The sequence below is a fragment of the Kaistella carnis genome (assembly GCF_003860585.1).
GTDB classification, from domain to species: domain Bacteria; phylum Bacteroidota; class Bacteroidia; order Flavobacteriales; family Weeksellaceae; genus Kaistella; species Kaistella carnis.
Genome location: NZ_CP034159.1, coordinates 1,814,639 through 1,827,949, shown reverse-complemented (window position 1 = coordinate 1,827,949; position 13,311 = coordinate 1,814,639). Strand labels below are relative to the sequence as shown.

General features: G+C 35.7%; 13 protein-coding genes and 1 pseudogene. 9 read left to right on the top strand and 5 right to left on the bottom strand.

Going from position 1 to position 13,311, the window contains the following annotated elements; genetic code table 11:
- The 6 genes from EIB73_RS08435 (at window position 1) to EIB73_RS08410 (ending at window position 5,482) form a co-directional block, all read left to right on the top strand.
- Window positions 1-282, top strand: coding sequence for a hypothetical protein (locus EIB73_RS08435; protein ID WP_125024452.1), 282 nt, complete (start codon window positions 1-3; stop codon window positions 280-282).
- The gene (paaZ, locus tag EIB73_RS08430) at window positions 279-2,771 is read left to right on the top strand and encodes a phenylacetic acid degradation bifunctional protein PaaZ (RefSeq protein ID WP_125024450.1); all 2,493 of its coding nucleotides are present in this window, start codon (window positions 279-281) and stop codon (window positions 2,769-2,771) included. The genes EIB73_RS08435 and paaZ overlap by 4 nt, the downstream gene beginning before the upstream one ends.
- A gap of 89 nt (window positions 2,772-2,860) precedes the next feature.
- Window positions 2,861-3,238, top strand: a complete 378-nt coding sequence (locus tag EIB73_RS08425) for a GxxExxY protein (RefSeq protein ID WP_125024448.1) — start codon at window positions 2,861-2,863, stop codon at window positions 3,236-3,238.
- Between the two features lie 48 nt (window positions 3,239-3,286).
- Window positions 3,287-3,976, top strand: a complete 690-nt coding sequence (locus EIB73_RS08420; protein ID WP_125024446.1) for an SMUG2 DNA glycosylase family protein — start codon at window positions 3,287-3,289, stop codon at window positions 3,974-3,976.
- Window positions 3,976-4,743 carry an enoyl-CoA hydratase/isomerase family protein gene (locus tag EIB73_RS08415; protein ID WP_125024444.1) on the top strand — a complete coding sequence of 256 codons (768 nt, stop codon included), beginning with the start codon at window positions 3,976-3,978 and terminating at the stop codon, window positions 4,741-4,743. Before EIB73_RS08420 ends, EIB73_RS08415 begins: the two co-directional genes overlap by 1 nt.
- Window positions 4,744-4,747: 4 nt before the next feature.
- Window positions 4,748-5,482, top strand: coding sequence for an SDR family NAD(P)-dependent oxidoreductase (locus tag EIB73_RS08410; RefSeq protein ID WP_125024442.1), 735 nt, complete (start codon window positions 4,748-4,750; stop codon window positions 5,480-5,482).
- Between the two features lie 74 nt (window positions 5,483-5,556).
- Here EIB73_RS08410 and aspS read toward each other — a convergent pair whose 3' ends face one another.
- The 3 genes from aspS to EIB73_RS08395 all read right to left on the bottom strand — a co-directional run bounded on the left by aspS (window position 5,557) and on the right by EIB73_RS08395 (window position 8,280).
- A complete protein-coding gene (aspS, locus tag EIB73_RS08405; RefSeq protein ID WP_125024440.1) occupies window positions 5,557-7,311 on the bottom strand; it encodes an aspartate--tRNA ligase in 1,755 nt (584 codons plus the stop codon).
- A gap of 160 nt (window positions 7,312-7,471) precedes the next feature.
- Window positions 7,472-7,681: a helix-turn-helix domain-containing protein gene (locus EIB73_RS08400; RefSeq protein ID WP_125024438.1), complete on the bottom strand. Its 210-nt coding sequence runs from the start codon at window positions 7,679-7,681 to the stop codon at window positions 7,472-7,474.
- Between the two features lie 2 nt (window positions 7,682-7,683).
- Window positions 7,684-8,280, bottom strand: coding sequence for a DUF2975 domain-containing protein (locus EIB73_RS08395; protein ID WP_125024436.1), 597 nt, complete (start codon window positions 8,278-8,280; stop codon window positions 7,684-7,686).
- A gap of 408 nt (window positions 8,281-8,688) precedes the next feature.
- On the opposite strand from EIB73_RS08395, the pseudogene EIB73_RS08390 reads away from it, so the two are divergent.
- Window positions 8,689-8,764: pseudogene (locus EIB73_RS08390) on the top strand (30S ribosomal protein THX); the annotation flags it as partial.
- A gap of 255 nt (window positions 8,765-9,019) precedes the next feature.
- Here the strand turns inward: EIB73_RS08390 and EIB73_RS08385 are convergent.
- Window positions 9,020-9,688, bottom strand: coding sequence for a DUF937 domain-containing protein (locus EIB73_RS08385; RefSeq protein WP_125024434.1), 669 nt, complete (start codon window positions 9,686-9,688; stop codon window positions 9,020-9,022).
- 114 nt (window positions 9,689-9,802) lie between these two features.
- Window positions 9,803-10,309: a DUF2480 family protein gene (locus EIB73_RS08380; protein ID WP_125024433.1), complete on the bottom strand. Its 507-nt coding sequence runs from the start codon at window positions 10,307-10,309 to the stop codon at window positions 9,803-9,805.
- Window positions 10,310-10,376: 67 nt separating this feature from the next.
- Here EIB73_RS08380 and lpxB point away from each other — a divergent pair, with 67 nt between their 5' ends.
- Window positions 10,377-11,483 carry a lipid-A-disaccharide synthase gene (lpxB, locus tag EIB73_RS08375; RefSeq protein ID WP_125024431.1) on the top strand — a complete coding sequence of 369 codons (1,107 nt, stop codon included), beginning with the start codon at window positions 10,377-10,379 and terminating at the stop codon, window positions 11,481-11,483.
- Between the two features lie 27 nt (window positions 11,484-11,510).
- Window positions 11,511-13,307 carry a ComEC/Rec2 family competence protein gene (locus EIB73_RS08370; RefSeq protein WP_125024429.1) on the top strand — a complete coding sequence of 599 codons (1,797 nt, stop codon included), beginning with the start codon at window positions 11,511-11,513 and terminating at the stop codon, window positions 13,305-13,307.
- The last annotated feature ends 4 nt before the right edge of the window (window positions 13,308-13,311 follow it).

Below are 13,311 nucleotides of genomic sequence, written 5' to 3'. Positions count from 1 at the left end.
ATGAATTCAAAAAGTAAAAAGATACTCGCAGCTGCAGGAATATTTTTGGTTGCACTTAATATTATAGCCTTCTATATTCTTCAAAAAGGAATCGGCATATCTAAAGCCATTAATAATACAGAAAATAAAGAGGCTTTAAAATCATTGGAGCAAAAACAGATCTTAAGTGATGTTTTGCCATCATTGGTTTTTACCATTGACATTGCTCTAATTTTCTTCTTATGCTATGTCTTAATTAAAATGCTGTTCAAAAGTTTAAAAAAATCCACATCTAATAAATAATGAAACTAAAAAATTACATCAGCGGACAATGGATCGAAGGTTCAGGAAATGAAGTCCCACTTTATAATGCAGTTAATGGTGAATTGGTCGCAATTTCAGATACCGAAGGAATCGATTTTGAAGCAGCTTTAGATTACGGAAGAACCGTTGGTTACAAAAATCTTTCCTCCATGACGTTCTACGATCGTGGTGAAATGTTGAAGAAAGTAGCTTTGTATTTATTAGAAAGAAAGAAAAAATATTACGATTTATCCTATAAAACAGGTGCAACTCACGCAGATTCCTGGGTCGATATCGAAGGAGGTTTCGGAACTTTCTTCACCTATTCGGGACTTGCAAAAAGAATGTTGCCCAACACGCCATTTTGGGTTGATGGTGATACTCAGAAAATTTCAGCCAACGGAACTTTTTTAGGAACGCATATTTTGACTCCAAGCGAAGGAGTTTCAGTCCAGATCAATGCCTACAATTTCCCGGTTTGGGGAATGTTAGAAAAATTATCGACTTCGCTTCTAGCCGGAGTTCCGAGTATTGTAAAACCTGCAACTCCAGGATCTTATCTTACTAATGCCGTTTTCCAGGATATGATAGAAAGTGGAATACTTCCGGAAGGAGCAATTCAATTGGTTTGTGGAGAACCTGGAAACATTCTGGATTATGTTCAGGATGGCGATTCTGTCCTTTTCACCGGTTCCGCTTTCACCGGGAAAAAATTAAAATCTTTACCTTCAGTTTCTAGAAATGCCGTGCGTTTCAATATGGAAGCAGATTCTTTAAACTGTTCAATCCTCGGTCTTGATGCAAAACCTGGAACACCGGAATTTGATTTATTCATCAAAGAAGTCAGAACAGAAATGACGACAAAAGCCGGACAGAAATGTACCGCAATCCGAAGAATTATTGTTCCCGAAAATTTAGTTGGTGATGTTCAAAACGCTTTGAGCAAAGCCTTAGATCAAACCAAAATAGGAAATCCATTAAGCCGAGAAACCAGAATGGGATCTATTGTCGGCAAAAAAGAAATGGCAGTTTTGGAAGAAAAAATAGAATTGTTAAAAGCCGAAACCGAATTGATTTATGACGGAAAACATGAACTTGTAGATGCGGATTACGAAAGCGGTGCATTTGTGACACCAAAAGTATTTTACAACGATAAACCTTTCGAAAAAAATAGTTCCCATGAAGTGGAACCTTTCGGTCCGGTTTCAACCATCATGTCATACAAAGATGCAGATGAAGCGGCCGCTTTAGCCAAACGCGGAAAAGGAAGTTTAGTTGGCTCCATTATTTCTCGTGACGAAAAATTCGTGGCTGAAACCTCCTGGAAAATGGCTTCAAGTCACGGAAGAATATTCGTTTTAAATAGAGATAATGCCAAAGAATCAACCGGTCACGGTTCACCATTGCCAACATTAATGCACGGCGGTCCTGGAAGAGCAGGAGGTGGTGAAGAAATGGGCGGATTAAATGGACTTCATTTCTTTTTACAAAAAACAGCGATTCAAGGTTCACCAGATGTTTTAACTGCGATTACAAAAATTTATCAGCAAGGAGCAACTCCAACCTATTCAGATAAACATCCATTCAGAAAATATTTTGAAGAAATAGAAATCGGTGATTCTTTAGAAACTGCCGGAAGAACCGTAACCGAAGCAGATATCGTGAATTTCGGAAATGTTTCTTGGGATCATTTCTATGCGCATACGGATTCCACTTCTTTGAACGGAACCATTTTCGATCAAACTGTTGCACATGGATATTTCATTCTTTCTGCTGCGGCAGGACTATTTGTGTCCGGTAAAAAAGGACCGGTGATTGCAAACTATGGGTTAGAACATGCAAGTTTCTTTAAACCAGTTTATGCTGGAGATACGATTACTGTTTATTTAACTGCAAAAGAAAGAATCAACAAAGGCGTAAAAGGCAGAAATGTTCCAAGTGGCGTGGTGAAGTGGTTGGTAGAAGTGGTTAATCAAAGAGAGGAAGTAGTTTGTGTTGCAACAATCTTAACTTTGGTAGCGAAAAAATCACCTTTCATTAAAATCGATTACAAGGATTTTGCTAAACGTTTAAATAATTTAACAGAGAAATCGGTGCCGCAGTGGGGACAAATGAATGCTCAACAAATGTTGGAACATTTAGAAACTACCATGAAATACAGCACCGGCGAATTGGAAACTTCTGAATGCAAAACGCCGGAAGAACATTTAGAGAAATATCAGGATTCACTATATAACTTTAGAAAAATGCCTAAAGATTTTCCAGCACCTTTTTTAGAAGATGGAAAATTACCGGAATTGAGATATAAAAATCTAGAGGAAGCTAAAACGCATTTCATTGAATCAGTGAAAAACTATCAGATTTACTACCGTGAAAATCCAGACGCAGAACATTTGCATTTCGTCTTCGGAAAATTAAATAAAGAAATGATGGAATTATTCCACCAAAAGCACGTGACGCATCATTTTGAGCAATTTGAATTGCTGTAAACAATTGCCGGCACACAAATCTTTTAAGATTTTGGCGCACAGATTCCACGGATCTTCACAGATTTTTTTAATGCTATTAATATTTGATCATGACAGAGAACGATTTGACATACGCAATTCGAAAAGGAATTTTTGATGTCTACAATACGCTAGGTTCTGGGTTACTGGAAAGTGTTTATGAAAAGGCGTTAATTATCGAACTGGAAAGTCAGGGTCTAGAAGTAAAAAGTCAGTTTGCAATTTCTGTAATTTACAAAGAAATAGACTTAGGAATTGCATTTCGAGGTGATATATTAGTGGAAGATCAAATTATTGTGGAAGTAAAATCGGTGGTAGAATTACTACCAATTCATCACAAACAATTATTAAACTATTTAAAATTAGCAAATTTACATCTGGGACTTTTAGTTAATTTTAACTGCACGGAAATAAATAAAAATATTGTTAGAATTATAAATGGTTATTGAAAATTGAGGGGATTATCTGTGTTAATCTGTTAAATCTGTGCGAACAAAATGAAAAAAAACATCGGAGAAAAAGTTGTAGCATTCAACAAGAAACTGCATTATTCAGGAGAACTTCCTGGAGGTTTCGATGTACTCAATCCTTTCTTCGATAATCCTGAAACTTTAACGGTGATGACGGACTTCTATAAAAAATTCTACAATGACCACAACCAAAGAAAATTCATCATCGGAATTAATCCAAGTCGTCATGGAGCAGGAGTTACAGGCGTTCCGTTCACCGATACCAAAAGATTAGAAAGCGTTTGTGGAATTGAAATGAAATCTGCTCATACGCATGAAATTTCCTCTGTATTTCTTTATGATGTTATTGATAATTTCGGCGGACCGGAAAGGTTTTATAAAGAGTTTTATATCAATTCACCTTTTCCTTTGGCGATAGTCAGAAATACGATTAAAGGAAATTTAAACGCCAATTATTACGACGATAAAAATCTCTTCGAAGCCGTAAAACCCTTTATGATTCAAAGTTTAAAAGACCATATCAGTTTGGGTTTAGACACTTCAGAAGTTTTTATTTTAGGAAAAAAGAATGCAACTTTTATTGACAAGATAAACAGTCAGGAACATTTCTTTGATAAACTGACAGTGTTGGAGCATCCGAGATATATCCAGCAATATAAAAGCAAACAGAAACAATTATACATCGATAAATATTTAATAGCCTTAAACAAAGCATAATGAACAACGGATTTGTAAATCATAAACTTAAAAATAATATTTCAGAAATCACTTTTGGGCATCCAAAAAGCAATTCTTTGCCTAGAGAAATTTTAGAATTACTCGCGCAAAATATTTTAAATGAAGGATCAAAGGAAGAAGTAAAAGCAATCCTTTTAAAATCAGAGGGGGAAAAAGCATTTTGCGCCGGAGCAAGTTTCGATGAATTATTATCAATCGATGAATTGGAAAATTCTAAAAAATTCTTTGGCGGATTTGCCAAAGTATTAAATGCAATGCGATCTTGCGGAAAATTAGTCATTGTTAGAGTTCAGGGAAAAACAACTGGAGGTGGAGTTGGAATTGCGTGTGCTGCAGATTACTGTTTCGCCACGAAAGATTCGGCTTTGGCTTTAACAGAATTAAATTTAGGAATTGGACCTTTCGTAATCGGACCGTATGTTGAAAGGAAAATGGGCAAATCTGCTTATGCTGCAATTTCGATTGATGCCGATTTCAGAAGTGCCGATTGGTGTGAAAAACACGATGTCTACCATTCCGTTTCTGAAAATATTGAAATGATGGATGAAGAGATTAATAAATTCTTACAAAAATTATCAACCAGAAGTGCTGACGCTTTATCATTAATAAAAAAAGTTTCCTGGGAAGGAACGGAGCATTTTGAACAGTTAATGCCGGAAAGAATTTTGATGAGCGCCTCATTAATTCTGGAAGATTCTGCGAAGAAAAATATTGAGAAGATTAAAGAACGACTTCGCGCAAAATAAGTGGATGATTAATAATTCTAACAAAACAATTCTCATTTTAGGCGCCAATTCCGATGTTGCAAAGCAATGTATTTTGCAATATCGGGAAAAGGGATTTTCGATTATAGCTTCGTCCAGAAATCTGGATTCTTTGGAGCGTTTTGTAAAAGAAAATAATATTGATTCTTCGAGAATCACTCTTAACTATTTTGACGCATCGGATTTTTCATCACATCAAAAATTTTATGATGAACTTCCAAGAAAACCAAACATCGTAATTTACGCTGCAGGTTTCTTAGTTGAAAATCAAAAAGCGCTTCACGATTTCACAAGTGCTAAACAAATGATGGAAGTGAATTATATGGGCGCGGTTTCTATTCTTAGTATTATTGCGATGGATAAATCCAATGAAAGTCTAGAAAGAATTATTGGTCTGTCTTCACTTTCCGGAGTTCGGGGGAGAAAAAGTAATTTCATTTATGGAAGTACAAAATCTGCGTTCACTCAATATTTAGCCGGACTTCGGCAGGAATTATCTTCGAGAAATATTATCGTGAATGTTTTGGTGAGCGGTTATATCAATACTAAAATTAATGAAGGTTTAGACCTGAATAAAAGCCTTTTGATGGAACCAGATTATGTTGCGAAACATATTTTAAAAGCTGGAAGTTCCTTTTCCATCGTTCCCAATTTCAAATGGAAAATCATTTATTACATCTTGAAAGTGTTACCGGAAAGTTTAGTGGCGAAATTGCCTTAATAATTTCTTGGTCAGATTAAAAACAAAAAAAGAGGAAGCAAAATTTCCTCTTTTATTATGTATTGTAATTCAAACTAGTCTTTCAGTTCAACTTTCAAAGCCAACTCATTCAACTGCTCATCAGCAATTGGACTTGGCGCGTCGATCATCACGTCACGTCCGGAATTATTTTTTGGGAAAGCGATATAATCTCTGATCACTTCATTTCCATCTAAAATAGCAACCAAACGGTCAAAACCCAAGGCTAAGCCTGCGTGCGGCGGTGCTCCATATTGGAAAGCATTCATTAAGAATCCGAATTGTGCTTCTGCATCTTCTTTGGTAAATCCTAAGAGATTAAACATTTTTGCCTGTAAATCTTTATCAAAAATTCTTACCGAACCACCACCGATTTCATTTCCGTTCAGGATTAAATCGTAAGCATTTGCTCGGGCTTTTCCGGGATCTGTTTCTAACAAATGAACATCTTCCGGTTTTGGTGAAGTAAACGGATGGTGCATTGCGTGATAACGGTTTGTTTCTTCATCCCATTCTAACAATGGAAAATCAATCACCCAAAGTGGTGCGAATTCTATCGGATTTCTTAATCCTAATCTGTTCCCCAGTTCCATTCTTAAGGCGGAAAGTTGGGTTCTCACTTTATTTTCATTTCCGGACATTAGGAAAATTAAATCTCCTGCTTTTGCGCCGAATTTTTCTGTGATTTTCTTTAAATCTTCTTCGTTGTAAAATTTATTTACGGAAGAAGTAACGGTTCCGTCATTTTGGAATTTAATCCAAATCATTCCATTTGCGCCAATTTGTGGACGTTTTACCCAATCGATCAATTCGTCGATTTGTTTTCTGGTATATTCTGCACAACCTTCAACATTGATTCCAACCACCAATTCTGCATCGTCGAAAATTTTGAAATCTTTTCCTTTTACCAATTCGTTTACTTCAACGAATTCCATCCCGAATCTAATGTCGGGTTTGTCGTTTCCGTATTTTTTCATCGCGTCGGCAAATGTCATTCTTGGGAATTTACCGAATTCTTTTCCTGCGATATCTTTCAATAAAGTTGCGGTCATTCCTTCGAAGATTTCCAAAACATCTTCCTGTTCTACAAATGCCATTTCACAATCTATCTGTGTAAATTCAGGCTGTCTGTCGGCTCTTAAATCTTCATCACGGAAACATTTTACAATCTGAAAATAACGGTCCATTCCACCGATCATCAATAATTGTTTGAAAGTTTGTGGCGATTGTGGCAATGCATAAAACTGTCCTGGATTCATACGACTTGGAACGACGAAATCTCTAGCCCCTTCCGGCGTTGATTTAATAAGAACCGGAGTCTCTACTTCGATGAAATTCTGATCAGACAAATAGTTACGGACTTTCTGCGCCATTTTGTGACGGAAAATCAATTTGTCTTTTACCGGATTACGTCGAATGTCTAAATATCTATATTTCATTCTCAATTCTTCACCACCATCAGTTTGGTCTTCAATGGTAAATGGTGGAACTTCTGATTCGTTTAAAATCGTTAATTTTTCCACAAGGATTTCGATTTCTCCCGTTGGAATTTTTGGATTTTTACTTTGTCTTTCAATGACTTTTCCTTCCACTTGGATCACGAATTCCCGTCCCAATTTATGAGCGTTTTCTAATAATTCCGCGGAAGAACGGTCTGCATCAAATACCAATTGCGTAATTCCGTAACGGTCACGTAAATCGATCCACATCATAAAACCTTTGTCGCGAATGGTTTGAACCCAGCCGGAAAGGGTTACGTTTTGATCAAGATTTTGGATGGTTAATTCTCCGTTGGTGTGCGTACGAAACATATTATTAAGATATTTGATATTAGACTTTGGATATTAGAAATGGTCTAAAATTTCCGGTGCAAATATAAGTTTTTTGTATGGAAGGCGTAGATAAAAACCTCGCTTTTAGTAAGAGAGCTTCTTGTGATAATTATCGTATTTTTTTTGTTAGGTATCCTTTTTAATCCTCAGATTGAAATTCAAGTAAATCTCCCGGTTGGCAGTCTAAAGCCTTGCAAATGGCTTCCAAAGTAGAGAGTTTTAATGCTTTTGCTTTTCCCGTTTTCAGAATGGAGAGATTGGCGGGAGTAATACCTATTTTCTCTGCTAATTCTTGGCTCTGCATCTTCCGTTTTGCAAGCATTACGTCTATGTTGATGATGATCGCCATAATTATATTGTTAGATCGTTTTCAGATTGCAGTTCATATCCTTTTTTGAAGAAGGCTACAATAAAGAGAACCATGCTCCCCAGAAAAACCAGAAAAAAGAACTGAAAAAAAGAAGAAGTAGTAATTTTATTGTATCCTATACCTTCTACTAAAGATAATATTCCGAAGATTAGATTGAGGTATCCGAATCTTTGTAACCACTTAATTGCATTTGGATTAAAGATTTTATCCGAACTCATTTCTTTAAAACTTCTATAAGAAAAGTAGAAAAATAAGGTCACGAAGAGCATTCCAATGATATTGTAAATGATTTGAGTGCTTCCAAAAACACCTGTTGAAACCTGTAGGTCTGTAAATGGATAATTGATTCTGAATTTCAGTAAATCCTTCATGGGAATGGTCCACTTGTTTTGAGTCCAGCCAACATCATTGTTCAAAATAAAAGTTTGAGAAAAAATTTGACTTCCTGTTTTAAACTTGTACGTGAGTATCGAGTGGCCAATGATCGTATAAAGAAAATGAACGGCACAAACAAAAAATATAAAAAAGAGAACGTAGCTTACGTACAATGACAGCGATTTTTTTCCAATGATTTTCATAATGGTATTCTTTAATGATATTGTAAATGTATAATTAATTATCGTAATACAATAATTAATGAGTAAAAATTTCAATTTTTTATTTACGGGCGCGAGCGAAGCGAGCGCCTAAAAGTGTTTTTGTATCACTGTTTTCTTTGCGCGGATTTCCGATTTGTGATTTTAAGCTTTGATCTATTATTATAAATTCAACGTCTCTTTGCGTGAGGGATTGCAGTGGAAATCCCGGAATGCAGCAAAGCGGAATGAGGAATTGCAACGGAAAGCCCGACCCGCGGTGCTGGAAATATGAAGTGTTTTTCTAAGCGTTGGAAAGGGACACGCCCATAAATTTATGATTTTTTAAGAATAAGTTGCCAAATTATTATGCTAACTTTGGAATAGTCAACACATTAAAAATTATTAATTATGGGTAAAGGAGACAAAAAATCGAAAAGAGGAAAGATTATCGCGGGCAGTTATGGTAAGAAAAGACCAAGAAAACCAAGTTCTGCCTTAAATATACCGGTTAAGGTTCTGGATGAGGATGATAAAAAAGCTTCTAAAGAAAAAGTAAGAAAAGAAGTAGGTTATCCCGCGGAAAAATCAGAAAATGCTGAAGTTGAGAAAAAACCTAAAGCTGCCGCAAAGCCTAAAACAGAAAAGAAGGAAGAAGTTACAGACGCCAAACCGAAAGCTGATAAAACTAAAAAAACCGAAGAATAATCTTCGGTTTTTTATTTATAGAAAGTGGTTGAAATTATTTTCCTCCTCCCAATATGCTGCCTAACAATCCTCCAAGTCCTCCTTGAGACTGTTGCTGTTGATTACCACCGCCAAGAACGCTGCCAAGAATATCATTTAAAGGATTACTTCCTGCATTGGCCTGCGAACCGCCACCAAGTACGCTTCCTAAAATATCATTCAGCGGGTTGGATGGTTCTGCCTGTGCCTGGCTTTGTGCACCGCCTAAAATTCCTCCCAATAAATCTCCTAAACCTCCGCCGGAAGTTACGGCACTCGATTGTTTCTGTTTTCCGATATATCCCATAATCAAAGGTGCTAACATAGCCATAATTGGTCCAATTTTATCCATTGAAATACCCGTGTTTTGGGAAAGTTGATTTTCTACGGTGGCTTTCTGACCGCCAAAGATATGATCAAGAATAGATCCTCCTTCCTGCTGTCTCGCTGCGGCTTGTGATGGGTCATTTAAAATGCTGCCATCATGATCTTTGTCCAGTGCGTTATTCAGTGCATCTGCTTCTTCAGAATTTTCCTGTGATTTCTTTTTTAAATAGGAAATGACCAAAGGTGCTGCAACTGCCAATAGCGCAATTACTTGATTTTTGCTGATCCCGAATTTGTTTTCTGCTTCTGATGCTACTTGGTTTCCGGCATTTCCGGTGATTAAATCGATTAAACTCATAGTTTATATTTTTAATTTATTAAAAGTGTTACCTGAATTTACCAAAAATTATTCCGTAATTTTTTTCAAACAGATAAAAAATTGTTAAATGTTTTATCTACTGTAAAATTTCTTTTAATTTTTAAAAATAGGAACATTTGAGCAGGCCTCTCCGAACATGAGTGACTTCACCAGAGGTTTTAACTGCTCAACCAATTCGATGTAGGCATTTTCAGGAATGCTTTCGTCGCTGCATCCTTTTACCAAAACCCTTTGATTGATTAATTCGCTGAAATCATAGGTTTCAATGGCGTTATGCATTAACAATACTTCTAAATCTTCCCGGTTTCCGAAGACAATCTTTTTTGTGTATTCGGTTAATTTTGCGGTGATAAGAAAATAAGCCCATAATGGAACAATAGCATCTGCAGAATTATAGATGTAAACATATGCACCTTCATATTCATCAGCATTCATTGCATTTACTTTTTCCCGAAAATCTTTTTCTTTAAGAATTAATCCTTCAAAAAGGAAGTCCTTTAAATCAATTCCAATTCGTTTTCCTTTTGGGATCAGTTGTGAGAGATCAAAATTGATCAATCCGCTTCCCGCTACTTTATTTTTTATTTCTAAATCAGACATTTTTTTATCTTTGAACAAATTTAAGGCAAATTAATGATTTGATTTGCCGGCAAACCCCAAAACTATTTTGAAATATTATATCATCGCAGGAGAAGCATCGGGAGATTTACACGCTTCCAATCTCATGAAATCGATTCTTAAAAAAGATTCCACCGCAGAATTTCGTTTCTGGGGCGGTGATTTAATGACTGCTGTTGCCGGATTTCAGCCCGTAAAACATTATAAAGATCTTGCATTCATGGGTTTTTTAGAAGTGGCAAAAAATCTAACCACCATTCTGAAAAATATTAAATTCTGTAAGGATGATATTCAAAAGTTTAAACCGGATGTTTTGATATTGGTGGATTATCCAGGCTTTAATCTAAGAATTGCGGAGTTTGCAAAAGGTTTGGGTGTTAAAGTGATGTATTATATTTCCCCACAACTTTGGGCCTGGAAGGAAGGTCGTGTAGAGAAAATCAGAAAGTTCGTGGATGAAATGTTGGTAATTCTTCCTTTTGAAAAAGACTTTTATAAAAAGCATAATGTGAATGCTCATTTTGTAGGACATCCTTTATTAGATGCTATTGCCGATTTACCTGAAATGGATATTGCGAAGTTTAAAGCAGAACATCATCTCAACGAAAAAGAAATTATTGCTCTTTTACCGGGGTCCCGTGAACAGGAAGTTACTAAAATGCTGGAGTTAATGCTTTCTGTTCGTCCGCATTTTAAAGAATATCAGTTTGTGATTGCCGGCGCTCCAAGTTTACCGAAGGATTTTTATCAGAAATATGTGGATGAAAATGTACATTTTGTTTCTAATAAAACCTATGATTTACTTAGAAGTTCAAAAGCGGCTTTGGTAACATCTGGCACAGCGACTTTGGAAACTGCGCTTCTCAATATTCCCGAAGTGGTATGCTACAAAAGCAGTACAATATCCTATGAAATTGGGAAACGTGTAGTAAAAAACATTAAATATATTTCTCTGGTCAATTTGATAATGGATGAGGAAATAGTGACTGAACTTATTCAGAAAGATCTGAATACAAAACGTTTGGTCCAGGAGCTCTCAGATATTTTAGAAGGCGAGCGAAGAAATAAAATGTTACAGGACTTTAAAAAACTTCAGGAAAAATTAGGTGGAAAAGGTGCGAGTGACGAAGCTGCAGCCTTGATTGTTAAAGGGTGATTTTACCCGTAATTTTATCAATGAAAGTTGATAGTTTTACGTAAAAAGAAATTGCATAAAGAACCTTTACTTATTCTTCTTGTTTGTTTTGTACTTGGAATTTTCGCTCAGGATTATTTCTATTGGTCTGAGGGTTACGTTTTTATTGTTTTGATAGGGAGCTTCTTCTTGCTTTCTTTATTCTTTCTTAAAAATTTTTACGTTTTCAAATTTCGAAGTATTCTATTGGGTGTCTTATTCTTTTCCCTCGGAATCTTTTCTCATTTCTTACATTCCCAAAAACCTGAACTTCCAGTGTTGAAGGGAAAAGAAAATATCACCTTTAAAATGACGAAGAAACTAAATTCTAATGAGAAGAACCGCAGGTATGAAATAATAGGCTGGAAAGATAAGGAACTCTTTAAAAGTGTATTGTCATATCCAAAATCAGAGAGGGAACTTGATTTTAATCATTATTATAAAGCCGAAGTTTATATAAACAAACTCGAAAAGCCCTATCGTGATTTTCAGTTTGATTATGCAAAATATCTATCCAGAAAAGGAATTTATTTTCAGAGCTACCTGCCAAATTCTATAAGTGTTGGAGAACGAAACGATCTGTCATTCAGTGAAAAGATTCGGCAAAAACGTCTTAATATTTTAGCTAAAATAGATCAAACATCTTTGGATAAACGTTCTCGGGAGTTTATGAAAGGGATTATTCTCGCGGATCGAACTGAAATGGATAAAGCAACGGTACGAGATTTTCGGAATTCCGGCATGATGCATATTTTAGCGATTTCAGGAACGCACATGGCGATCATATTCGGCGTCATACTTCTTGTTTTGAACTTTCTTTTTCCACCTAAATTTAGAAGACACAAAATTGTTCTCGCGTTACTCCTTATTTGGTCCTTTGCTGTTTTTATAGATTTTGGAAATTCTGTGGTTCGAAGCTGCGTCATGATTTCTGCTTATTATATGTTTGTCCTCTTACAAAGAAAAACCGATTTGCTGCATTCTATGGCGATTGCGGGTTTTGTTATTCTGGCTGCTAATACAAATCAATTGTTTGAAGTTGGTTTTCAATTGAGTTTTGTCGCAGTTTTTGGAATCTACTGGTTTAATCAGCCTATTTTAAAATATTTGCCACAACCTAAAAATAAATTTCAGAATTTTATGGTGAATATCTTTTCCATCAGCATGTCGGCCCAATTAGCGACCATACCTTTGCTTATTTACTATTTTCATCAATATTCGTTCATCTCTGTTATAGCAAATCTGGTCATCATTCCTTTTGCAGAAATTGTTATCGTATTTTCTTTAATTATGGTAATTTTGATCGGCCTTTCCTTTAATTTTTTATGGATTGAAAATTTATACAATGTTGTAGTTAAGGGTACTTTAAAGCTGATTCATTTTTTTGGAGAAGTAGATTTTGCAATGAATGAAATGCTTCCCATGACTTTATTGGAAATGGTTCTTTTATTTAGTGTACTGTATTTTTTACGATTTATGATTAAGAAAATGAGCATTAAAAGTTTTTCTAAAGTGCTGTACTTTTTGCTCGTTTTTATAGCTTTACGAATAATGCTTAACTATCGAGCAACAAAAATTGAAGAAGTTTTGGTACATGAGTTTTTCAAAGAGAACATCGTTTCCGCGAAAGAAGTGGGAAAGGTGACCTTTTATATTTCGCAGAATGCGGATCAGGAAAAACTGAAGCAATATATTATTGAACCTTATCTTACGTCGCGCAGAACAAAAGAATTTGTTGTGAAAGTGCTTCCGGAAAATATTTCAACCATTGATATTAACGGCAAAAATTACAATGTTGGTCAGTAAACCG

What these genes read in the sequence shown, in the direction of transcription:
- EIB73_RS08435 (WP_125024452.1), top strand. Translation starts at nt 1, where the DNA reads ATGAATTCAAAAAGTAAAAAGATACTCGCAGCTGCAGGAATATTTTTG.
- EIB73_RS08380 (WP_125024433.1), bottom strand. Translation starts at nt 10,309, where the DNA reads ATGTCTGATTTAGAAATAAAAAATAAAGTAGCGGGAAGCGGATTGATC.
- EIB73_RS08385 (WP_125024434.1), bottom strand. Translation starts at nt 9,688, where the DNA reads ATGAGTTTAATCGATTTAATCACCGGAAATGCCGGAAACCAAGTAGCA.
- EIB73_RS08425 (WP_125024448.1), top strand. Translation starts at nt 2,861, where the DNA reads ATGACAGAGAACGATTTGACATACGCAATTCGAAAAGGAATTTTTGAT.
- EIB73_RS08420 (WP_125024446.1), top strand. Translation starts at nt 3,287, where the DNA reads ATGAAAAAAAACATCGGAGAAAAAGTTGTAGCATTCAACAAGAAACTG.
- EIB73_RS08410 (WP_125024442.1), top strand. Translation starts at nt 4,748, where the DNA reads ATGATTAATAATTCTAACAAAACAATTCTCATTTTAGGCGCCAATTCC.
- aspS (WP_125024440.1), bottom strand. Translation starts at nt 7,311, where the DNA reads ATGTTTCGTACGCACACCAACGGAGAATTAACCATCCAAAATCTTGAT.
- EIB73_RS08395 (WP_125024436.1), bottom strand. Translation starts at nt 8,280, where the DNA reads ATGAAAATCATTGGAAAAAAATCGCTGTCATTGTACGTAAGCTACGTT.
- EIB73_RS08400 (WP_125024438.1), bottom strand. Translation starts at nt 7,681, where the DNA reads ATGGCGATCATCATCAACATAGACGTAATGCTTGCAAAACGGAAGATG.
- EIB73_RS08415 (WP_125024444.1), top strand. Translation starts at nt 3,976, where the DNA reads ATGAACAACGGATTTGTAAATCATAAACTTAAAAATAATATTTCAGAA.